The organism is Aureimonas sp. ME7, from assembly GCF_903970965.1.
Lineage (GTDB): Bacteria > Pseudomonadota > Alphaproteobacteria > Rhizobiales > Rhizobiaceae > Aureimonas.
Genome location: NZ_CAJCKW010000011.1, coordinates 81807 through 104434 on the forward strand (window position 1 = coordinate 81807; position 22628 = coordinate 104434).

The 22628-nt window shown below is 66.8% G+C and carries 19 protein-coding genes; all 19 read right to left on the reverse strand.

Annotation, left to right across the window (positions count from 1 at the left end; genetic code table 11):
* Positions 1-89: 89 nt before the first annotated feature.
* Positions 90-971 carry an outer membrane protein assembly factor BamD gene (locus H7A85_RS16980; protein ID WP_244631249.1) on the reverse strand — a complete coding sequence of 294 codons (882 nt, stop codon included), beginning with the start codon at positions 969-971 and terminating at the stop codon, positions 90-92.
* A gap of 187 nt (positions 972-1158) precedes the next feature.
* Complete coding sequence (gene lpxC, locus H7A85_RS16985) at positions 1159-2097, reverse strand: UDP-3-O-acyl-N-acetylglucosamine deacetylase (RefSeq protein ID WP_182087153.1); 939 nt, start codon at positions 2095-2097, stop codon at positions 1159-1161.
* A gap of 296 nt (positions 2098-2393) precedes the next feature.
* Positions 2394-3989 carry a cell division protein FtsZ gene (gene ftsZ / locus H7A85_RS16990; RefSeq protein ID WP_182087154.1) on the reverse strand — a complete coding sequence of 532 codons (1596 nt, stop codon included), beginning with the start codon at positions 3987-3989 and terminating at the stop codon, positions 2394-2396.
* Positions 3990-4115: 126 nt separating this feature from the next.
* Entirely contained in the window at positions 4116-5444 is a 1329-nt protein-coding gene (gene ftsA, locus H7A85_RS16995; RefSeq protein WP_182087155.1) for a cell division protein FtsA, read from the reverse strand.
* Positions 5441-6352, reverse strand: coding sequence for a cell division protein FtsQ/DivIB (locus H7A85_RS17000; protein ID WP_182087156.1), 912 nt, complete (start codon positions 6350-6352; stop codon positions 5441-5443). Before H7A85_RS17000 ends, ftsA begins: the two co-directional genes overlap by 4 nt.
* The gene (locus tag H7A85_RS17005) at positions 6340-7263 is read right to left on the reverse strand and encodes a D-alanine--D-alanine ligase (RefSeq protein WP_182087157.1); all 924 of its coding nucleotides are present in this window, start codon (positions 7261-7263) and stop codon (positions 6340-6342) included. The genes H7A85_RS17000 and H7A85_RS17005 overlap by 13 nt, the downstream gene beginning before the upstream one ends.
* 140 nt (positions 7264-7403) lie before the next feature.
* A complete protein-coding gene (locus H7A85_RS17010) occupies positions 7404-8333 on the reverse strand; it encodes a cation transporter (protein WP_182087158.1) in 930 nt (309 codons plus the stop codon).
* A gap of 46 nt (positions 8334-8379) precedes the next feature.
* Positions 8380-9321 carry a UDP-N-acetylmuramate dehydrogenase gene (gene murB / locus H7A85_RS17015; protein ID WP_244631246.1) on the reverse strand — a complete coding sequence of 314 codons (942 nt, stop codon included), beginning with the start codon at positions 9319-9321 and terminating at the stop codon, positions 8380-8382.
* Complete coding sequence (gene murC, locus H7A85_RS17020; RefSeq protein ID WP_182087159.1) at positions 9318-10730, reverse strand: UDP-N-acetylmuramate--L-alanine ligase; 1413 nt, start codon at positions 10728-10730, stop codon at positions 9318-9320. The genes murB and murC overlap by 4 nt, the downstream gene beginning before the upstream one ends.
* 36 nt (positions 10731-10766) lie before the next feature.
* Positions 10767-11870: an undecaprenyldiphospho-muramoylpentapeptide beta-N-acetylglucosaminyltransferase gene (gene murG / locus H7A85_RS17025; protein WP_182087160.1), complete on the reverse strand. Its 1104-nt coding sequence runs from the start codon at positions 11868-11870 to the stop codon at positions 10767-10769.
* 10 nt (positions 11871-11880) lie between these two features.
* On the reverse strand, positions 11881-13047 hold the full coding sequence (locus tag H7A85_RS17030) for a putative peptidoglycan glycosyltransferase FtsW (protein WP_182087161.1): 1167 nt from the start codon (positions 13045-13047) through the stop codon (positions 11881-11883).
* A 3-nt stretch (positions 13048-13050) separates the two neighbouring features.
* Entirely contained in the window at positions 13051-14445 is a 1395-nt protein-coding gene (gene murD / locus H7A85_RS17035) for a UDP-N-acetylmuramoyl-L-alanine--D-glutamate ligase (RefSeq protein WP_182087173.1), read from the reverse strand.
* Positions 14446-14450: 5 nt separating this feature from the next.
* Positions 14451-15533, reverse strand: a complete 1083-nt coding sequence (gene mraY, locus H7A85_RS17040) for a phospho-N-acetylmuramoyl-pentapeptide-transferase (protein ID WP_182087162.1) — start codon at positions 15531-15533, stop codon at positions 14451-14453.
* A gap of 3 nt (positions 15534-15536) precedes the next feature.
* Entirely contained in the window at positions 15537-16994 is a 1458-nt protein-coding gene (locus tag H7A85_RS17045) for a UDP-N-acetylmuramoylalanyl-D-glutamyl-2,6-diaminopimelate--D-alanyl-D-alanine ligase (protein ID WP_182087163.1), read from the reverse strand.
* Positions 16991-18439, reverse strand: a complete 1449-nt coding sequence (locus H7A85_RS17050) for a UDP-N-acetylmuramoyl-L-alanyl-D-glutamate--2,6-diaminopimelate ligase (protein WP_182087164.1) — start codon at positions 18437-18439, stop codon at positions 16991-16993. The genes H7A85_RS17045 and H7A85_RS17050 overlap by 4 nt, the downstream gene beginning before the upstream one ends.
* Positions 18440-18551: 112 nt before the next feature.
* Positions 18552-20273 carry a penicillin-binding protein 2 gene (locus tag H7A85_RS17055; protein WP_182087165.1) on the reverse strand — a complete coding sequence of 574 codons (1722 nt, stop codon included), beginning with the start codon at positions 20271-20273 and terminating at the stop codon, positions 18552-18554.
* Positions 20273-20629 (reverse strand): hypothetical protein, encoded by a 357-nt coding sequence (locus H7A85_RS17060; protein ID WP_182087166.1) that lies wholly within the window; start codon positions 20627-20629, stop codon positions 20273-20275. The genes H7A85_RS17055 and H7A85_RS17060 overlap by 1 nt, the downstream gene beginning before the upstream one ends.
* Before the next feature lie 3 nt (positions 20630-20632).
* Positions 20633-21667 (reverse strand): 16S rRNA (cytosine(1402)-N(4))-methyltransferase RsmH, encoded by a 1035-nt coding sequence (gene rsmH / locus H7A85_RS17065; protein ID WP_182087167.1) that lies wholly within the window; start codon positions 21665-21667, stop codon positions 20633-20635.
* The gene (mraZ, locus tag H7A85_RS17070) at positions 21664-22128 is read right to left on the reverse strand and encodes a division/cell wall cluster transcriptional repressor MraZ (protein WP_182087168.1); all 465 of its coding nucleotides are present in this window, start codon (positions 22126-22128) and stop codon (positions 21664-21666) included. Before mraZ ends, rsmH begins: the two co-directional genes overlap by 4 nt.
* Positions 22129-22628: the final 500 nt, after the last annotated feature.

Here is a 22628-nt window from a genome sequence, read left to right on the forward strand (position 1 = left end):
AGAGGCGCACCGGCGCGCCCGCGTCGATTTGCGGGGTCGTGAAAAGAAAAAGGCCGGGCGAAGCCGGCCTCTTCGATTTCGTCAGGAGGTCAGGCGCGCGGCGGGCCGACTTCGCCGGCCGCGGCCCGCGCGTTGGCGGGCGTCCGGTCGGCGCCGGTGATGGCGCGCGTCGCATTGGAGAACCAGGACGTCGCTCCCCCGCTGCGCGGCTCCAGCCCCTTGGACTGAAGAAGCGCGTAGGAGTCCTTGTACCACTGAGACTCGGGGAAGTTCTGGCCAAGAACGGAGGCTGACGCCTGCGCTTCCTGGGTCAGGCCCATCGCGTAGTAGGTCTCGGTCAGGCGCGCCAGCGCCTCCTCGACGTGGCGGGTGTCGGGATAGGTGTCGACCACGTTCTTGAAGCGGTTGATTGCGGCGATGTACTCGCGGCGCTCCTGATAGTAGCGCCCGATCTGCATCTCCTTGCCGCCGAGCTGGTCCTTGGCGATGCGCAGCTTGGTGCGCGCGTCCTCGGCGTATTCGGAATTCGGATAGCGGTCGACCACTTCCTGCATCGCCTGCACGGCACGCCCGGTGTCGGTCTGGTCGCGCGTCACGTCCGGCATCTGGCGGAAGTAGGACAAGCCGATGATGTACTGCGCGTAGGCTGCGTCCTCGGAGCCGGGGTAGAGCGACAGGTAGCGGCGGGACGAGGACACCGCGTCGTCGTAGTTGCCGAGGCGGTAGTTGGTGAAGGCGCGCAGGACGAGCGCCTTGCGGGCGAACTCGGAATAGGGGTGCTGCCGGTCGATCGCCTGGAACTTGGCGGAGGCTTCCTTGAGATTGCCGGCGTCGAGATTGGCGAGGCCCTGATTGTAGAGCGTGTCGGCCGGCTCGGTCTGCGAGGCGAGCGCCAGCGCGTCGATATCCGTGTCCTTGCTCGACATGCAGCCCGAAAGAACGAAGCCGGAAGCCGCCATGGCCAGAGCCATCGGCACGACCGAGAAGCGGCCGGTCAGCGGCGTCTTGATTCCCATCGATCTGGTTCCCCTCAGGCTTTTCTCGAAACGGCACGCATCGCGAAGCCGGCTCAACTTCCTAGCCAACGTCCCTCGCCGCGACAACGCTTGAGGACAGGTCAAGACGCCTTTTTTAAGACTTGGGCTCGCGCTGGCGCGATCAGATCGTCTGCGGTCCGAGAGCGGGAACGGCGATCGCCGCCATGCCGGACTGGCGGCCGGGCTCCGCGCGGCGGGCGGGCGCCTCGATGAAGGCATGGGCCGCGGGGTCGGCGAGAAGCGCCTGCAGCGCCATGGCGTTGAGGCGATGGCCGCCCTTGTAGGAGCGGTAACAGCCGAGAACCCGCGCGCCGGCGAGCGCCTGGTCGCCGACGGCGTCCAGCGTCTTGTGACGAACGAACTCGTCCTCGTAGCGAAGGCCGTCCGGATTGATCACGCGATCGTCGTCACCGATCACGACCGAGTTTTCCAGCGAGGAGCCGAGCGCGTGGCCGGACGCCCAGAGACGCTCCACGTCCTTCATAAAGCCGAAGGTGCGCGCGCGCGCGAGCTGATCGCGAAAGGTCGCCGGCGTCAGGTCGGCGGCGAAGCGCTGGCGACCGATGGCAGCGGTGGCGAAATCGATCTCGATCTCGAAGCGGGTACCCTCGAACGGACGATACTCGGCATAGCCACCGTTCAATTCGACGCGAACTGGCTTCAGCACCTTGAGGAAACGGCGGGGCGCGCGCTGGGCGACGAGGCCGGCCGATTCGATGGCGCGAACGAACATGTCCGAGCCGCCGTCCATGATCGGGATCTCGTTGCCGTCGATCTGGACCACGACGTTGTCGACATCCATGGCGTAAAGCGCCGCCATGATGTGTTCGATGGTCGCGACATGCGCGCCCCGGCGATCGCCGACGATGGTCGATAGATCGGTGGAGGAGACGTTGGAGGAGATCGCGCGGATCTCCTGCACCAGACCCGACTCCTCGAACACGTGGAAGACGATGCCCGTGTCCGGCTCGGCGGGATGAAGCGAAAGTTCCACCAGCGCACCGTTGTGGACGCCGACGCCCTCGAACCCGATGCGCGCTCCGATCGTGTGCTGGCTCATGACCACTGTGGGCTGTCCCTTCATGCCGATCCGCAGGAACGCCTTCGCGACTGAAACGAAGATCCGGCGGGGAACTCTTCTCGGCTTTCGGAAGATCCGAAGGGGCGCGCGAAGCGTTTGAAATCTGTCACGTGATTTAGGTCGAGGTCCTATTTCGGCCAAATCACACATTCTTACCCAGTGTTACCGGAACAGGCGTTAAGCGTTGATTTACCTCAACAAAATCAGTCGCATAGCAAAAGGCCCGCCCTGTTTCCGGGGCGGGCCTTCGATGAAACGCGACGAGTTTGTGACCGTCAGTTGGACTGGCGGCGCAGGAAGGCCGGGATTTCCAACTGATCGTCTTCGCTCGCCGGACGCGTCGCGGTCTGCGGACGGGCGGCGGAGTCGGCCGCCTGACGGCGCGGCGCATAGGCGCTCTGCTCGGCCGGGCGGCGCTGGGCGGGAGCCGGGCGGACCGGATCGGCCAGGATCGCCTCGTCTTCCTCGCGGCGCGAGAGACCCGTCGTCAGGCGACGCAGAAGGCCCATCGGCCCGCGATCGTCACCCGATGCCTCGAGCGCGGCGTTGCGACGCTCGATTTCCGCCTGCACCACCGGCGGGAAGTCTTCCACGCGCGGCATGCGGGTCTGGACCGGCTGGCTCTGGACGGGCTGGCGAGGAGCCGGCGCGCGTGGCGCGACCTGGGCGATCTCGGCTTCGAGGGCGGCGGTGAAGTCGTCCTCGATGTCGGGCAGCGCCTGAGCCTGGACCGGCTGGGCATGGTAGGCGGGCTGGGCGGCGACCGGCGCGGGCATCGGCTGCTGCATGACCGGCGCCGGGGCCGGGACGTGGGCGACCGGAGCCGGCTGCGGCGCAGGCGCCGGGCGAGCCGCCACGGCGGGCGCCGTCGCGCGGGCTTCCGAGTGGCCGTAGACTTCCATGGCGGCCTTGTCGATGCCGGTGGCGACCACCGACACGCGGATCACGCCTTCCAGGTTCTCGTCGAAGGTCGCGCCGAGGATGATGTTGGCGTCCTGGTCGACTTCCTCGCGGATGCGGGTCGCCGCCTCGTCCACCTCGAACAGCGTCAGATCGCGCCCGCCGGTGATCGAGATCAGGAGGCCCTTGGCGCCCTTCATGGAGGTTTCGTCGAGAAGCGGGTTGGCGATCGCCGCCTCGGCGGCGGCCATGGCGCGGCCCTCGCCGGAGGCTTCGCCCGTGCCCATCATCGCCTTGCCCATCTCGCGCATCACGGAACGCACGTCCGCGAAGTCGAGGTTGATCAGGCCTTCCTTCACCATCAGGTCGGTGATGCAGGCGACGCCGGAATAGAGCACCTGGTCGGCCATGCCGAAGGCATCGGCGAAGGTGGTCTTGTCGTTGGCGATGCGGAAGAGGTTCTGATTGGGAATGACGATGAGCGTATCGACGTTCTTCTGCAGTTCCTCGATGCCCTGCTCGGCGATGCGCAGACGGCGCTGCCCCTCGAAGTGGAACGGCTTGGTGACGACGCCGACCGTCAGGATGCCCTTTTCGCGCGCCGCTCGGGCGACCACCGGGGCTGCGCCCGTGCCGGTGCCGCCGCCCATGCCGGCGGTGACGAAGCACATGTGCGAGCCGAGAAGGTGATCGCAGATCTCGTCGAGCGACTCTTCGGCGGCCGCGCGGCCGACTTCCGGCTGCGAGCCGGCGCCCAAGCCTTCGGTGACGGCGACGCCCATCTGGATGACGCGCTCGGCGCGCGAGGAGCGGAGCGCCTGCGCATCCGTGTTGGCGATCACGAACTCGACGCCCTCGAGCCCGGCGTTGATCATGTTGTTGACGGCATTGCAGCCGCCACCGCCCACACCGAACACGGTGATCCGCGGCTTCAGCTCGGTGATGTCCGGCTTCTGCAGGGTGATGCTCATCGTGGTTTCCTTGTCGCTGGGCCGTCTCGCCGCGCCGGCCGTCGGGTCTTTTGTGCCGGTGCGCGGCGCGCACCGATAGGGTTCGGGTGGGTCAGCTTCGCACGCGAAGCTTGTCAGAAACTCGGCTCAGAAACTTTGCTTGAGCCACGATCCGAAGCGGCCGACCCGTGTGCGGGGGTCGAGCGCGAAATCGATCATCGACTGTTCGGGCACGTGTTCCATGGACGCCACCTGCGGATAGATCAGAAGGCCGACCGCCGTGGCGAAGGCCGGGCTCTTGTTGGAAGCCGAAAGTCCGGCGACGCCGACCGGGCGCCCGAGCCGGACGTTGCGGTTGAGAAGCTGGCGCCCGGCATCCGACAGGCCGGCGAGCTGGCTGGCGCCGCCCGTCAGCACCACGCGCTTGCCGATCACGTGGCCGAGATTGGACGCGGCCAGCCGATCGCGGATCAGCTCCAGCGTTTCCTCGACGCGCGGGCGGATGATGCGCGCGATCAGCGAGCGCGACACCTGCACCGGCTGCTCGTTGCCCTCGTCGCCGAGCGGGGCGACGGACACGGTTTCGCCGTCCGCCATCAGGCTCGGCAGCGCGTTGCCGTGCATCACCTTCAGCCGTTCGGCCTGTTCGGGCCGGATCGACAGGCCGCGCGCCAGATCCATCGTGATGTGATGGCCGCCGAGCGCGACCGCGTCGGCATAGGCGAAGCGGCCGTTCTGGAAGATCGAGATCGTGGTGGAGCCGGCGCCCATGTCGATGCAGGCGGAGCCCATCAGCGCCTCGTCGTCGACAAGCGTCGACAGGCCGCTGGCATAGGGGGTCGCCACGAAAGCCTCGACCACGAGATGCGCACGGTTGATCGCGGCCTCGAGGTTGCGCAGAGGAGTTTCCTCGGCTGACAGGATGTGGAGATCGGCGCCGAGCTCCGAGCCGGTCATGCCGACGGGATTTTCGAGGTTGCCCTCGCCATCCAGCGACAGGTCGAAGGGCACGCGGTGCAGCGCGATCCGTCCTTCACGCATCGGATGGCGCGCCGCCTGGTTCAGCACCTGCTTCAGGTCGTTGTCGTCAACTTCGGCGCCCGACACGAGCCCGCGCGCCGAACCGCGCAGGCTTTTGAGGCGGCCGGCGCAGACCGAGACGATCAGCGACTCGATGGTCAACCCCGCCATGCGCTCGGCGGCGTCGACGCAGAAGCGGATGGACTTTTCCGCCGCATCCAGATCCACCACCACGCCCGACTTGATGCCGCGCGAGCGATGGTGACCGATGCCGATGACCTCGACCACATGCGTACGGCCAGGAAGGACCTCGCTTTCGGGGCGCGGTTTCAGCTTGGCGATCAGGCAGGTGACCTTGGAGGAGCCGACGTCGAGCACGGAGATCGTGCGAACGCGCTTGTCCGAAGGCTTCTTGATCCGGGGCAGTTCGTCCGTGTGCTTGGAGAAGAGACTCATACCGGCTTTTCCTTTTGAGCCTGCTTCCAGAGCTTGTCGCGCTCCTTGACCACCTTGTCCCAGCGCGTCTTGGCGGCGGGGGTGAGCTTGACCACCATCCGGTCGGGAAGGCGCATGTCGACCGAGAGGATGTCGCGCCCGAGCAGCCCCTCGTTGCGGTCGAGACGCATGACGGTGGCCGCCGCCTCGATCGGCTCGAGTTCGGGCAGGCGCACGACGACGCCGTTGTCGAGACGCAGGTCCCAGCGCCGGTCGCCGACGCGCACATAGGCCTTGATGCGCTGATCGAGTTCGGGAACGAGCGCCATCTTGTCGAGAATGTCGGCGGCTTCCCGCGCCGCGCCCGGCCCCACCACGAAGGGCAGGTCGGTGAAGCGCGTCGTCGCATAGGGCACGATCTCCCGGCCCTCGTGATCGACGATCCAAAGATCCTTGTCGCGCTGCCAAAGGGCGAAGGGCTTGCGCTCCACCAGCGCGATCTTCACGCGGTTGGGATATTCCTTCTCGATCGTCGCGCTCTCGATCCAAGGCATCGCCTCGATCGCGGTGCGCGCAGCGCCCACGTCCAGCGCCGGCAGCGTCTGCGCGCCGGTCATCCAGAGCGTTTGGAGAACGTCGATCTCGCTGGTCTCCGAGTAGCCGGTGACGTCCACCGTTTCGATCGACAGGCCCATCGGCTCGGCGAGAGCATCGATCACGGCCGGCGTGTGCCCGCCGAGCACCATGCCGTAGAGCGCGGTGGAGCCGAGAAGCCCCGTCGCCACGAAGCCGAAGCGCGGAAGCGGCAGGTCGCGCGCGTTCTTGACGGCGATGATCAGCTTGCGGCCGAGCCGCTGCGCCTTCATCGCCAGCGGGCTGACGCGCTGGAACACGGGGCCGGAAAAACGGGGGCGGTTCAGCGATGGCATGACGCGTCCCTCACCATCCAGGACAGGAGTTCGCCGAAGGAATGGCCGGCTTGCTTGGCGATGTCGGGCACCAGCGAAGTCGGCGTCATGCCGGGCTGGGTGTTGACCTCCAGCCAGATCAGCTCGCCCGCCTCCCCGCCCCGGTCGTCGAAGCGGAAGTCGGAGCGCGACACGCCGCGACAGCCGATCGCGCGGTGCGCGGCGAGCGAGGCCTCCTGCACCCGGCGCGCGATCGCGGACGGGATCTCGGCCGGAATGACGTGGCGCGAGCCGCCCGGCAGATACTTGGAATCGTAGTCGTAGAAGGCGTGGCCTTCGGTGGTGATCTCGCAGACGGGAAGCGCGACGTCGCCCATCACGGCGCAGGTCAGCTCGCGCCCGGGAACGAAGCGCTCGACCATCACCTCCTCGCCGAAGCTCCAGTCCGCGCCGTGCAACTGCTGGGGCGGATGGGGCTGGTCCTCGCGCACGATCAGGACGCCGAAGGACGAGCCTTCCGCGATCGGCTTGACGACATAGGGCGGGGGCAGGACATGGGCGGCCGCCACCTCGCGACGGGGCAGGATCTTGTGATCCAGCACCGGCACGCCGGCCGTCTTGGCGATCGCCTTGGCCTTCACCTTGTTCATGGCGAGCGCAGAGGCGAGGACGCCGGAATGCGTATAAGGAATCTGCAGGAACTCGAGGATGCCCTGGATCGTGCCGTCCTCGCCGTAGGGCCCATGCAGCGCATTGAAGGCGACGTCGGGCTTCAGCTCCTTGAGGACTTCGGCGACGTTGCGGTCCACGTCCACCCGGCTGACGCGGAACCCTTCCGTCTCCAGCGCGTCCGCGCAGGCCTTGCCGGAGGAAAGGCTCACCGGCCTTTCCGACGAGAAGCCACCGAACAGCACTGCAACATGCGAGGTCATCGACCGGAGATCCCATCCATTAAGGGTCAGGGACCATTCATCGCTTGAGGATGGTTAAGCGAGGGTTAAGCAACGGTGGCCAAATCAAGAAAATCGTAAGGCCGTTCGGAGAGGCGGCGTTAACCCTTCCGCCTCCGTTTCTACTCCACCCATTTCGGATCGGCGGTGAACGACACGGTCAGCCAACGATCCCTTGCGGCGCCCCCGATCGCCTCGCCGATCTCCTCGCGCACGCGGTCGAAATCGCGAAGCGTTTGGGCTGGATGATCCGCCGGAACCACGAAGTGGAGTTCCACGAAGCGCGAGCGCCCGACCTTGGCGACATAGGTGCGCGCCTCGGTGAAACCGTGACGCGCGAGCGCCGCATCCGCGATCTCGCGCACCCGGATGTCGAGTTCGGCAGGCGCGACGAGGAAGATGTCCTTCAGCGCCTCCATCACCGTGCGCAGGGGCACGGGCACAAGGCCAAGCGTCAGAACCGCGAGCACGGCCGGATCGACGTACGGCGTCCAGTGTTCGTAGGCGCTCCCCTCCAGAAGCGTCGCCACCACGAAGGCGACGAGAAGCGCGGCGGTGACGAGGCCGGACATCGCCCAGCCCTTCACGTCGAACGCTAGGAAGTCGGAACGGATCTCGCGGTTCTTCCGCCGACCGTAGAGAAACATCGACAGGCAGATGGCGACCGTCACGACGGCGTAGCCGATGGCCCAGTCGAACACGAGCTCGCGCCCGCCCGCCAGAAGCGTCGCAACGGCGTTGACGAAGGCATAGAAGGACAGAAGCGTCAGCAGCCCGCCGTTGAACAGGAGCACCATCGGCTCGAGGTGCCAGAACCCCATCTGGAACCGCCGGCTGGAATGACGCGCGATCAGCCGGGTCACCAGAAGGGCGAGGAACGTCATCGACGCATCGACGACCGAGAACACGCCGTCGAACACGATCGACAGCGAACCCGACAGGGCGCCGAAGACGACGCCGAACGATCCGACGAGGATGGTCGCGGCGATCGAGCGCTTGAGGACGGATTGTTCGGCTTTGTCGGACATCGTGACCCGGCGGACTTGGCGCATCGGTCCTCGGGGTTTAGGGCCGTCCTCGACGAACGGCCAGCCTGATTCAGGGCTCGAAGGGTTCGACCTCGCCGGTGTCGCCGAAGCGACCGAGGCGCTTGATCTCCCATTCGAGAAGGATGCCGTTCGTCTCGAACACCCGCCGGCGCACGGTTTCTCCCAAGAGTTCGAGGTCGTGACCGGTGGCGCCTTCGGCATTGATCATGAAGTTGCAGTGAAGCGCCGACATCTCGGCCCCGCCGATCCGCAATCCGCGGCATCCGGCCCGGTCGATCTCCTTCCAGGCGGATGTGCCGGGCGGGTTCTTGAAGGTGGAGCCGCCGGTCTTCTCGCGCACGGGCTGGACCGTTTCGCGGTGGTGCTGCACCTCATCCATCAGGCGGCGGATTTCGGCGGGATCGGTCTCAGGTCCTTCGAAGACAGCGGAAACAAAGATCAGCTCTTCCGGCGCATCGGCATGGCGATAGGAATAGCCCATCTCGGCGCGCGACAGAACGTGGAGCCTTCCCTGCCGACCGAGCGCGCGCGCTTCCACCAGCCGGTCCGCAGTTTCCACGCCGTTCGCCCCGCCGTTCATGCGGATCGCGCCGCCGATCCCGCCGGGAATACCGTGCAGGAAGTGAAAGCCGCCGATGCCCTCTTCCAGCGCCACGGCGGCGACGCGCTTGTCGCTCGCCGCTGCGCCTGCGCGGATGCGCCCTGCCCCGATCGCCTCGACCTCGCCGAAGCCCTTGGCGGGCAGCCGTAGGACGACACCCCCGACCCCGCCATCGCGGATCAGGAGGTTGGACCCGATGCCGACCACCGTCAGCGGCACGTCGGCCGAAAGGCCCGCAAGGAAGGCCGCGAGATCGGCCTCGTCCGCCGGCTGGAACATCACATCCGCCGGGCCGCCGGTTCGGAACCATGTGATTTTCGACAGATCGGCGTCCACCGCCAGCTTGCCGCGAAGCCCGAGGCCAGACAAATGTTCGAGGAGTTCGCTCAAGCAGGCTGGCCCAGCGCTTCGAGCTCCTTCGGCAGCGCATAGGCCCAGCCGGTGATGGAGCCGGCACCGAGGCAAACGACCATGTCGCCGCTCTTGGCGACGCGATGCACCAACGGCGCGAGCTCTGCCGGCCCGTCGATCAGCCGCGCGTCGCGGTGCCCGCCGAGGCGCAGGCGCTCGGCCAGCATCTCGGAGTTCACCATCTCGATTGGCTCTTCCCCGGCCGAATAGACCGGCGCCAGGATCACCGTGTCAGCGTCGTTGAAGCAGGCAGCGAAATCGGCGAACAGGCTTTGCAGGCGCGTGTATCGATGCGGCTGCACCACGGCGATAACGCGTCCCGAGGCGGCCGAGCGCGCGGCCGAAAGGACGGCTCGGATCTCCACCGGGTGGTGGCCATAGTCGTCGTAGACGTCGATCCCGTGGGCGTTGCCGGTATGGGTGAAGCGGCGCTTGACGCCGCCGAACGAGGCGAGACCCTTGCGGATCGCCTCCGCGCCGATGCCGATCCGATGGGCGACGGCGACGGCGGCCGTCGCGTTCGACACGTTGTGCCGGCCCGGCATCGGCAGGACGAGGTTCGGCAGTTCCGCCGTCTCGCCGGTGATGCGGTCGCGGATCGTGACGTCGAAGGTCGACTTGGCGCCCTCCGCCCGCACGTTGGCGAAGCGCGCGTCGGCCTGGAGGTTCTCGCCATAGGTGATGATGCGCCGGTCCTCGATCTCGGACACCAGCGTCTGCACCTCCGGGTGGTCGAGGCACATCACGGCGAAGCCGTAGAACGGCACGTTCTCGACGAAGGCGCGGAAGGCGGCGCGCACCTTGTCGAACGTGCCGTAGTGGTCGAGATGCTCGGGGTCGATATTGGTGACGACCGCGACGTCGGCCGGCAGCTTGAGGAATGTGCCGTCGCTCTCGTCCGCCTCCACCACCATCCACTCGCCCTCGCCCATGCGGGCGTTGGTGCCGTAGGCGTTGATGATGCCGCCGTTGACGACGGTCGGGTCCATGCCGCCGGCGTCGAGAAGCGTCGCGACCATCGAAGTGGTCGTGGTCTTGCCGTGCGTGCCGCCGATGGCGATCGCCTGGCGGAAGCGCATCAGCTCGGCCAGCATCTCGGCGCGGCGCACGATGGGGAGCAGGCGCTCGCGCGCGGCGGCGAGCTCCGGGTTGGAGCGCTTGATGGCGGTGGAGACGACGACGACTTCGGCCAGCCCCAGATTCTCGGCGGCGTGGCCGACATGGACCGTCACGCCCTTTTCGCGCAGGCGCTGGACGTTGGCGCCTTCGGACGCGTCGGAACCCTGCACGGTGTAGCCGAGATTGACGAGCACTTCGGCGATGCCGCTCATGCCGATGCCGCCGATGCCGATGAAATGCACCGGGCCGATATTGGGCGGCATCTTCATGGCGCGCTCCTTTTCCGTCGTCTGGTCGTCAAGATTCTAAGCGCTCTTCGAAGCGCTCGGCAGGGAGGTCACGAGATCGGCGAGCAGCTTCGCGGCGTGCGGAATGCCTTGCGCCTTCGCAGCTGTAGCCATGATCTCGGCATGGTTGGGGTCGTTGGCGATCAGGGTCACGATACCGGCCAGACGCTCGGGCGAAAGGTCGGCCTGCTTCGAGACGATCGTGCCGCCGGCCTTTTCGAGGCGAGCCGCATTGGCCGCCTGATCGTGGTCGAGCGCGTAGGGGTACGGCACAAGAACGGACGGGCGGCCGATCACGGAAAGTTCCGAAACGGTGGAGGCCCCGGCGCGGCTGACGACGAGATGCGCCGCGCCGATGCGCGATGCCATGTCCTGGAAGAACGGCGAGACGTCGGCTGGCACGCCGAGTTCGCGGTAGGCGGCGCGAACGCGGTCCTCGTCCTCCGCCCGGGCCTGCTGCGTGATGCGCAGGCGCGCGCGCACGGCCGCCGGCAGGAGCTTCACCGCCGCCGGCACCGCGTCGGAAAAGAAGCTCGCGCCCTGGCTGCCGCCGAACACGACGAGATGGAACGGCTCGCCCTCCGCGCTCGGCACATAGGGCAAGGCCGCAGCCTCCAGCACCGCCGGGCGCACCGGATTGCCGGTGACCGCCAGCTTGGCGGCGATCGTGGCGTCATCGTGCGCTTGCGGGATACCGGCGGCGATGCGGGCGACGCGGCCGGCGAGAAATTTGTTGGCGCGGCCCATCACGGCGTTCTGCTCATGGATCACGGTCGGCACGCCGACCTGCACCGCCGCCATCATCGGGGGAACCGTCGGATAGCCGCCGAAGCCGACGACGACGGCAGGTCGCAGACGCTTCATCAACGCGATCGCCTGCCGGTAGCCGCCCCAAAGTTTGAGCCCGGAGCGCAGGATCGCGACCGGGTTCTTCGAGCCGAACGTGGCGGACGGCACGACGTGGGTCTCGTCAGCGGGAAAGCTGCCGGCGTAGCGCCCGGCCCGCTCGTCGGTGACGAGGTGGACCTTCAGTCCGCGCGCATGAAGCTCGTGCGCCAGGGCTTCGGCCGGAAACAGGTGGCCGCCCGTGCCGCCGGCGCACAGAAGGATGGGTGCGGACATGGCTCGTTCCTCAGCGCGCCGGGACCGGCATCTGGAACGCCATGGTCCGCTCCACCAGCCGGTCGGTCTGCGAGACGTTCTCGGCGCGCTTGCGCGTCAGGGCAAGGACGAAGCCGGCCGAGATGGCGACCGCCGTCATCGACGAGCCGCCATAGGAGATGAACGGCAGCGTCATGCCCTTGGCCGGCATCAGGTGAAGATTGACCGCCATGTTGATGATAGACTGGAGGCCGAACAGCATCACGAGGCCGGAGATGGCGAGGCGGCAGAACGTGTCGCGCTGCGCGAAGGCGATGGAAAGGCCGCGCACCACGACGAAGCAGAACACCCCCGTCAGCGCCATGCAGGAAACGATACCGAACTCCTCGGCAATGACCGAATACGCGAAGTCGGTGTGGCTGTCGGGCAGGAGGCGCTTGACCGTTCCCTCGCCCGGCCCCTGGCCGAACCAGCCGCCGCGCAGGATGGCGTCACGCGCGGTGTCCACTTGGAACGTGTCGCCCTCGCCGGTCACGAAGCGATCGATACGCGAGGCGACGTGCGGGAAGGCGAAGTAGGCGCCCAGGAACCCGACCCCGCCGATGCCGCCGAGGAGCACGATCCAGATCCAGGAGAGACCGGCCATGAAGAACATGCAGCTCCAGGTGCCCGCCGTCAGGATCGTCTGCCCGAGATCGGGCTGGGCGACGAGCAGCGCCGCCACCACGATCAGAAGCATGATCGAGAAGAGGTTGCCGGGAATCTCGGCCCGGCGCGAGCGCTCGGCGAAGAGCCAGGCGCAGACGATCACGAAAGCCGGCTTCATGAACTCGGACGGCTGGATGGTGAGCGGGCCGAAGCTCAGCCAGCGCCGCGCGCCCTTCACTTCCATGCCGAAGAACAGCGCGCCCACCATCATGAGAAGCGAAACGCCCAGCATGATGATCGCCATACGGCGGATGCCGCGTGGGGTCAGAAGCGAGGTCGCCAGCATCACCGCGATCGACGGCAGGAGGAACATCGCGTGGCGCTTGACGAAGTGAAATGGCTCCAAGCCGATCTTCTCGGCCACCGGCGGACTTGCGGCAAAGCTCAGGACCATGCCCCCGATCATCAGGATCAGAAAGGCGGCCAGGAACCAGCGATCGATCGACCACCACCAGTCCGTGATGAGCCCCTTCTTGGCGCGGCTGGTCATCGCTTAACCCCTAGACGAGAGTTCGATGGAAGGAAGCCCTTCCACGAGCCGGCGGAACGTATCGCCCCGGACCTCGAAATTGCGGAACTGATCGAAGCTGGCGCAGGCAGGAGACAGGAGCACCACTTCCTCCGCACCCGACCGCGCCGCATCTCGCGCCGCGTTTTCGACGGCAGTATCGAGGCTACCCGAGATTTCGTAAGGAATTCGTTCACCAAGAGTCGCCGCGAACACGGGCGCCGCCTCGCCGATCAGATAGGCCTTGGCGATCCGGTCGAAGAAGGGCTCGAGCGAGGCGATCCCGCCCTCCTTCGGCAGACCGCCGGCGATCCAGTGGATGCGCTCGAAGCTGCCGAGCGCAGGCGCGGCGGCATCGGCGTTGGTGGCCTTGGAATCGTTGACGAAGAGAACCGACCCCTGCCGGCCGACCTCCTCCATGCGATGTGCGAGGCCGGGGAAGAGCCGCAGGCCGTTGGCGATCTCGTGCTCGCTGAGCCCGAGCGCCAGAAGGGTCGCGACGGCCGCCGCCGCGTTCTGCCCGTTGTGGCGCCCGCGCAGCGAGCCGATGCCAGCGAGGGGAAAACGTTTCGTGACCGCACCGCCTTGCGCCACGCGGATCTCGCCGTCCGCAAAGAACACGCCGTCGTCTAGCGCGCGCTCCTTGGAGATGCGCACGACGACGTTACCCTCGCTTTCGTGCCAATCGGCGATGCCGGCGCAATAGTCGTCGTCGACGCCGATCACCGCCGTGCCGGCCTCTTGAAGAAGCCGCGCCTTCACGGCCGCGTAGTTCTCCATCGTGCCGTGGCGGTCGAGATGGTCGGGCGTCAGGTTCAGGAGAATGCCGACGGTCGGGCGGATCGAGGGCGCGAGATCGATCTGGTAGGACGAACACTCGACTACGTAGAAGCGATCGGGCGAAGGGGGGTCGAGCGTCAGGACGGCGACGCCGATATTGCCGCCGAGTTGCGTATCGCGCCCCGAAGCCTCCAGGCAATGCGCGATCAAGGCCGTCGTGGTGGACTTGCCGTTGGTGCCGGTGATGGCGACGAAGGGTGCTTTCGGCGTCTGCGCATCGCGCTCGCGCACGAAGATTTCGACATCGCCGATGATCGGCACCTGCGCGGCCGTCGCCAGATCCGCCGCCCAATGGGGCTTGGGGTGTGTCAGCGGAACGCCGGGCGACAGGACCAGCGCGTCCACCCTGGACCAGTCGAGCCCATGCAGGTCGCCGGTCGCGATGCCTTCGGCAGCGGTCGCCTCGACGCTCTTCGGATTGTCGTCGAAGGCGAGAAGCCGCGCGCCGCCCGCCTGAAGCGAGCGGGCCGTCGCCAGCCCCGAGCCGCCGAGGCCGAAAAGCGCGACGGTGCGATCCTTGAACGTGTGCGCCGCGATCATCGTCGTCACCGCAGCTTGAGGGTGGACAGGCCGACGAAAGCCAGAAGCAGGGCGATGATCCAGAAGCGAACGACGACCTGGCTTTCGGTCCAGCCGAGCTTCTCGAAATGGTGGTGGATCGGCGCCATCAGGAACACGCGCTTGCCCGTCAGCTTGAACGAGGCGACCTGGATGATGACCGACAGCGCCTCCATGACGAAGAGACCGCCGATCACGACCAGCACCAGCTCGTGCTTGGTGGCGACCGCCACCGCGCCGACGAGGCCGCCGAGCGCTAGCGACCCCGTGTCGCCCATGAAGATCGCGGCGGGCGGCGCGTTGAACCACAGGAAGCCGAGCCCCGCCCCGATCACCGCGCCGCAGACGACGGCAAGCTCGCCGGTGCCGACGACATAGTGGATCTGCAGGTAGCTCGCGAAGTTGGTGTTGCCGGCGAGATAGGCGATGAGACCGAAGGCGGCGGCCGCGATCATGATCGGCATGATGGCGAGCCCGTCCAGCCCGTCCGTCAGGTTGACGGCGTTGCCGGCGCCGACGATGACGAAGGCGGCGAAGGCAGCATAGAACCAGCCGAGATCGATCAGCAGCGACTTGATGAAGGGGATCGAGAGCGAGGTCGCGAAAGAGCCGGTCTGCGCCAGGATCACCATGACGCCGGCGAGGAGCGCGATCACGAATTCCAGCCCGAGGCGCGACTTGCCCGAGAAGCCCTTGTGGCTCTGCTTCGTCACCTTCAGGTAGTCGTCGTAGAATCCAATCGAGCCGAAGCCGATCGTCACCAGAAGCACCATCCAGACATAAAGGTTCGACAGGTCCGCCCAGAGAAGCGTCGCGGCGAGAAAGCCGGAAATGATCATCAGGCCGCCCATCGTGGGCGTTCCGGCCTTCTTGAAGTGGGTCTGCGGCCCGTCGGCGCGAATCGGCTGGCCCCGCCCCTGGCGCACGCGCAGGTTGGCGATGATCGCCGGGCCGAACAGGAACACCACGATGAACGAGGTGATCATCGCCCCGCCGGTGCGGAAGGTGATGTAGCGGAAGACGTTGAAGAGCTGGGCGTCGTCGGCCAGCGCGGCCAGATAGGACAGCATGGTTCAGGCTCCCTGCCCGGTGTCGGATGGGGCAGGTGTTGCCGGCGGAGTGTGGATGCGGATCAGGTCGTCCACGATCTTGGAGAAACCAATGCTCTTCGAGGCCTTCGCCATGACGACGTCGCCGGGGCGAAGATGCCTCAGAAGGCTTTCGCGAAGCTCGTCGGTCGAGCCATGCCACTCGTGGCGCACCAGCCGCTCAAGGCTTGCGTCGAGCCCTCGCATTTCTGCGCCCGCGAGGAAAACCAGATCTGGATGGGCGTCGAGAATGGGGCCGGCCAATTCGGCATGGAGCGCGGCGGAAAACTCACCGAGTTCCAACATGTCGCCGAGGATCGCGATGCGCCGGCCGTTGGGGCCGGGCGCGGCCTGCGCCAGGAGGCTGAGCGCGGCGCGCATCGAAGCCGGATTGGCGTTGTAGCTTTCGTCGATCAGGGTCCATTCGCCGTCGCCGCCAAGGAGCGGCAAGACGTGGCGCTCGCCGCGCCCCTTTCCGGCGCGCCAAGACCCCAGGGAGCGCGCGGCTTCCTCGACATCGGCGCCGAGAAGATCGGCCGCGCCGAGAACGGCCAAGACGTTCTGGACGAGGTGGCGACCGCCGGAGCCGAGATGCACCTCGACTTCCGTTCCGTCGATCCGCGCCACGATCCGAGAGCCCGACGCCGATGGCCGGAATCCCATCAGGCGATAGTCCGCGCCGCCGGCCTCGCCAAAGGTGGTGATGCGGGTGACGCCGTTGGTGCGCGCCGAGTTGGCGAGGAAGTCCGTCATCGGATCGTCGGCGTTCAGCACCGCCGTTCCGCCGGGCACCAGTCCCTCGAAGATCTCGGCCTTGGCGGCGGCGATCTCGGCGAGATCCTTGAAGAAGCCGAGATGGGCGGCGGCGATTAGCGTGACGATCGCCACATGCGGGCGCACGAGCTTGACCAGCGGCCGGATCTCGTCCGGGTGGTTCATGCCGATCTCGAACACGGCGAAGCGCGCGTCGGAGGGAAGGCGCGCCAGCGTCAGCGGTACGCCCCAATGATTGTTGAACGAGGCGGCCGAGGCATGCACCACGCCCTGCTCGCGCAGCACGTGGCGCAGCGCGTCCTTGGTGGTCGTCTTGCCGACGCTTCCCGTCACCGCGACGATGCGGGCGGTGGAGCGCGCACGGGCGGCCGCGCCGAGGCGCTCCAGTGCTTTCAGGACGTCGTCCACTACGACGAGCGGCAGCGTCACGGCGCCGAGCGCCGGCAGCTTCTGCTCCGACACGACCAGCATCGATGCGCCGGCGGCGGTCGCCTGCCGCAGGAAGGCATGGCCGTCGAAGGCTTCACCCTTGACCGCGAAGAAGACCTCGCCGGGCCCCAGCGTGCGCGTGTCGATGGAAACGCCGGTGACGCTGCCGGGCAGCGCACCGATCGGGCGTCCGCCCGTGGCCGCGGCGAGGTCCGCGCCCGTCCAGAGCGGCGCGCTCACGAGGCGATTCCGGCGATGGCGAGGCGAACTTCCTCGTGGTCGCTGAAGGGCAGCGTCGCGTTGCCGACCGTCTGACCGTTCTCGTGCCCCTTGCCGGCGACGATGATCGTATCGCCGGAACGCGCCTCGCCGATGGCTTGGCGGATGGCAGCGCGGCGATCACCGATCTCCTCCGCGCTCGGCACGGCCTCCAGGATAGCGGCGCGAATTTCGGCGGGAACCTCGGAGCGCGGATTGTCGTCGGTGACGATGACGATGTCGGCGAGCCGTCCCGCGATCTCTCCCATGATCGGCCGCTTGCCCCGATCGCGATCACCGCCGCAGCCGAACACAACGATCACCCGGCCCGTCGTGAAGGGGCGAACGGAGGAGAGAACGTTTTCGAGCGCCTCCGGCTTGTGCGCGTAGTCGACGAAGACCGGAGCACCGGCAGGCGTGGTGCCGGCAAGATCCAGCCGACCCGGCGCGCCCTTCAAGTGTTCCAGCGCCGGAAGCACGTCGTCGACGTTCTGTCCCGTGGCGATCGCCAAGCCCGCCGCGACCATCGCGTTCGCCATCTGGAACTCGCCGGCCAGCGGCAGGACGATGCGATGCAGCTTGCCGGCCGCTTCGATTTCGGCGATCTGCCGATGGCGCTCGTGCTCCAACCGCTTCAGCTTCAGGAAGCCGCCGTTGGCACCGACCGTCATCACCGTGGCGCCGGCGCGCTGCGCGACCTCGGTGGCCGGCGCCGACCAGCGATCGTCGGCGTAGATCACCGCCGGGGCGCCCTTCGGCAGGAGCGTATCGAACAGGCGCATCTTGGCGCGGAAGTAGTCGTCCATCGTCGGATGGTAGTCGAGGTGGTCGCGGCCGAGATTGATGAAGCCGGCCGCGCGCAGTTCGACCCCGTCGAGCCGGCGCTGGTCGAGGCCGTGGCTGGACGCCTCCATCGAGGCGTGGGTGACGCCCTCGCCCGCCAACTCCGACATCAGCTTGGCCAGCGCCACGGGTTCGGGCGTCGTCAACGATCCGTAGTCGTCGCGCGTCGGCGACACGACGCCGGTGGTGCCGATGGAGGCGGCCTTGAGGCCAGCGCTCGACCAGATCTGCCGGGTGAAGGATGCGATGGATGTCTTGCCGGCAGTGCCTGTGACGGCCACGACATATTGCGGTTGCCCACCATAGAAGCGGGCGGCCAGCCGGGCGAGCGCGCGCCGCGCATCGCCCGAGCGAAGGACCGGCACCGGAGAAGACACGTCCGTTCCCGCCGATACGAGGACGGCGCTTGCACCCTTCGCTATGGCATCCGCGACATAGGTCGCGCCGTCGCCCTTGGAGCCGGCCAGTGCGGCGAACAGGAAGCCCGGCCGGACCTCCCGCGAGTCCGACGTCAGCCCCGTGATGTCGATGGTTTCACCGGTCCCGCCAGAGGCGAGGTCTTCGGCCAGATCGCAAAGCTTCATTCACCATCTTCCGCACTGCGCGGAAAAGCCGGCGGTTGGCCGCCGGCTTCCCCTCGTGTCCTCGATGCCCGTTTCCTAGAGCAAGGTCACAGGCTGTTGAAGCATTTTGACGTCAGTAGGACACGAGAAGCTGTTTTCCGGTGTCGCCGAAGTCCGGCTTGACGTCGAGGAAGGTCGCCGCACGCCGGACGATGTTGCCCACCATCGGTGCCGCGTTGTAGCCCGAGGTCGCGGCATAGTCGCCCTCGACCTTCTTGGGCTCGTCGATGATCGAAAGGACGAGGTAGCGCGGCTTCTCGATCGGGAAGGCCCCGACATAGGCGTTGAAGCGCGTGTCCTTGGAATAGCGCCCGCCCACAACCTTTTCCGCCGTGCCCGTCTTGCCGCCGACATGATAGCCCGGCGGGTTGGCGCTTTTGCCCGAGCCGCTGACGCCATTGATCTTGAAGATCTCGCGCATTTCCGCCGAGGTCTGATCCTTGACGACCTTGACCCGCAGCGCGTCGGCCTGCTCCTTGGTACGCGGCAGGAAGGTCGGCGGCACGTACCAGCCGTCGTTGACGATCGCGGCAGCGGCCGCCGCCGTCTGAAGCGGGGTCGTCGAAACGCCGTGCCCGAAGGCGATGGTCATCGAATTGATCTTCTTCCAGACCTTCGGCTGCGAAGGCATCGCCGTTTCCGGCAGTTCCGTGCGCAGACGCGACAGAAGGCCCATGCGCGTCAGGAATTCCTTGTGCCCGTCGATGCCGACGAGGTCGGCCTCGCGTGCGGAGCCAACGTTGGAGGAGTATTCGAAGATTTCCGGCACCGAGAGCGGCCGACCCTTGCCGTGGAACTCCTTGATCGTGAAGCCGGCGACGCGGAACGGCGTCGTCGAGAACACGTCGTTGTAGCGCACGAGGCCGGAATCCAGCGCCATCGCGGTGGTGAAGATCTTGAAGGTCGAACCCATCTCGAAGGTGCCGGCCGAGATGCGGTTGAGGTTTTCCTTCTTCAGGGCATCGCCCGGGAAGTTCGGATCGTAGTCCGGCACGGATGCCATGGCGATCACTTCGCCGGTCTGGATGTCCATGACGAGACCGCCGGCCGCGACGGCCTTGTACTTCGCCATGGCGGCCACGAGCTCGTCGCGCACGATGTGCTGGACGCGCAGGTCGATGGAAAGCTTGACCGGCTCCATCTTGTCGTTGCCGGCAAAGCCCAGCTGGCGAAGATCGCGGAAGCCCGCGTCGTCGACATACTTTTCCATGCCGGCGATGCCCTGATTGTCGACATTGGTCACGCCGACGATATGGGCCGCGGTTGGGCCGCCGGGATAGAAGCGCTTCTTCTCCGTACGGAAGCCGATGCCCGGAATGCCGAGTGCCAGGATCTCCTGCTGCTGGCGGGGCGTCAGTTCGCGCTTCAGCCAGGCGAAGCCGGCCTTGGACGAAAGGCGCGCATGCAGAACCTTCGGGTTCAGGTCGGGCAGAACCGTCATCAAGGCTTCGCTCGCCTCGTCGGCATCGACGATGCGGCGCGGCTCGGCAAACAGCGAGGCGGTCTTGATGTCGGTCGCCAGCACTTCGCCGTTGCGATCGACGAGATCGGGGCGCGTCACCGGCCCCTGGCCGGCGGTGGAGCGATAGGTGTCGTTCGGATCGGCGACGGCGCCCAGCATCACGAGCCGCCCGCCGATCACCATGTAGATCGCGCAGAAAAGGCCGGTCGCGATCATGAAGCGCGGCCGGTTGCGGGGCGCTTCCGCGCGACGACGGCGGAAGGGCGAGACGGAGGGCTTGGCGGAGCTTCCCTGCGCCTTGACGAGATCGCGGACGAGCTTGGGAAGTTTCATCAGCGGACCCTGCCCTGGCTGGCGGATGCGATCTTCGGGCCGGTCGCCGCTTCTTCAGGCGCCGGTGCCACGGGTACGGCGGGCAGCTGGTTCGGCTCGACGATCTGCTGGGGATCGACGGGGCGCAGCTGCAGGACGGCGTCGAAGTTGCGCGCAAGCGCTTCCAGGCGGAACGGCTGGTTGAGAAGGCTCCAGTCCGCTTCCAGAAGCTGAATGGTTTCGCGCTCCTGCGCGATCTTGCGGTCGAGCAGCATCACCTCGTGCTCCAGCGCCTCGGCTTGGTACTTGTGGCCGAAGGTCCAGGCGGCGGCCATCAAGACCACGGCGACGAGAAGGACATCGAACGTCTTCAGCATTTCTCAGGCAGCTCCGGACATCGGCAGGTCCGCCAGCGAGGGCAGATCGATGAATTCCGTCGCTTCCCCCTCGCGCCGGGGCGGCGCTTGGGTTCGAACGGCGGCTCGCAGCTTGGCCGAACGGGCTCTGGGATTGAGAGCGATCTCCGCCTCGTCGCCCGACACGGCCTTGTTGCGAGTCTCGAATGTGACGTCCTTATGCTGAACATCCGGTAAATGGCGCGAACCTGACGTCGCCTCGCCGCGATCGCGAAGAAAGCGCTTCACGATGCGATCTTCGAGCGAGTGGAAGGTCACGACGACCAGCCGGCCGCCGGGTTTGATCACGTGCTCGGCGGCGATCAACGCACGCACCAGTTCGCCGAGCTCGTCGTTCACATAGATGCGAAGCGCCTGGAAGGTGCGTGTCGCCGGGTCGATGCGATCCTTGTGCGAGCGGCCGACGACGCGCCCGACGAGACCCGCCAGATCCAGCGTGCGCTCGAACGGGCGCTCGGCGCGGCGTGTTTCGATCGCGCGCGCGATGCGTCCCGCCTGACGCTCCTCGCCCAGAAACGACAGGACGCGGGTGAGATCCCCCACCTTGAGACGGTTCACGACATCCGCCGCGCTCGGGCCCGAACGGCTCATGCGCATGTCGAGCGGGCCATCCTTCTGGAAGGAGAAGCCGCGGTCCGCATCGTCGATCTGCATGGAGGACACGCCGATATCGAGCACCAGCCCGTCGACCTGCCCTTCGCGATCCTCGACGATGTCGCGAAGCTCGCCGAAGCGGCCCTGGTGAAGCGACAGATCGGGAAATTGCGCCAAAAGCGGTTCGGCCGCAGCGATCGCCGTCGGGTCGCGGTCGATGCCGAGCACGGACGCGCCGCGCCCGAGAATGGCGGCGGAATAGCCGCCCGCCCCGAAGGTTCCGTCCACGAAGCGCTCGCCCGGCTTGGGGTCGAGCGCCTGGAGGACGGGGCCGAGAAGCACCGGAATGTGGCGAACCGGTCCGCCATCGGCCGGCACGAATGCCGAGCCGTGATCCGCCGTCATTCCGGTGTACTCTCGAACGCGCCTCGGCCTTGGCGGCGCGCGGTAAGCCGCGCCCTCGCCTCGGCCCTGTAGGCCTCGAACTGGGATGGCTCCCAGAGTTGGAAGAAATGGTTGCGCCCGACGAAGGCGACGCGATCGGTGATGCCGGTATGAGAGCGGATGAAATCCGAAACCATGATCCGCCCCTCCCCGTCGAACTTCAGGAATGCCCCGTCGCCATAGGCGAAGAGCGACATGTCGGCGTAGTCCTCCCCGAACGGGTCCTCCTGCGCCATGCGGCTTTCGTATCGCTCCAGGAGATCCATGCCTCCGACATCGATCGCCGGCTGCCCGATCGCCTGAAGGGCGTAGAGCTCACGGAAGTCCCGAGCCGCCAGCACCTGGCGAAAATGCGCCGGCACCGAAACGCGACCCTTGGCGTCGATGTTGTTGATCGCGTTGGAAAGAAACCGATCCGCCACTCGCGATACCCAACCCCAACCCTTGGCGCCTCACCTTCAAACCGCACCAACCTCACGACCGAAATAGACAAGAGAATCCCACGCCCGAGCAACCCATGGTTGCCCCGACTTGCCCTTCCCTGCGGTCGGGCGGCGTCGTTCCTATGCTTGAAATCGACCCGAAGAAGGCCTTCGAACGTGAGATTTGGGATATCATGGGAGGGTATGGGGGTCAATGGGAACGGACGGCCGATCAGGAGCGCAAGCTATCGTCATCAGCCCCCTATCAGCGGCCCATTTGCCATCGTTAACAAGGTGTTACGGCAACAACTTTCCTCCGCATGGAGCGTTGTGCGTTGCGGTATTGCCGCCCCTAAAAAGTTTCACTCGCTGAGTATTGCCAGGGTTTCGCAAGGCCCTATGCAAGCTCCTCGGGAACCAAAACCCGAGCACAATCATAGGTATGACGAGGCCGCCCAACATCGTGTCGCAAGTCGGGGGGGGGGGGGGGGGGGGGGGGG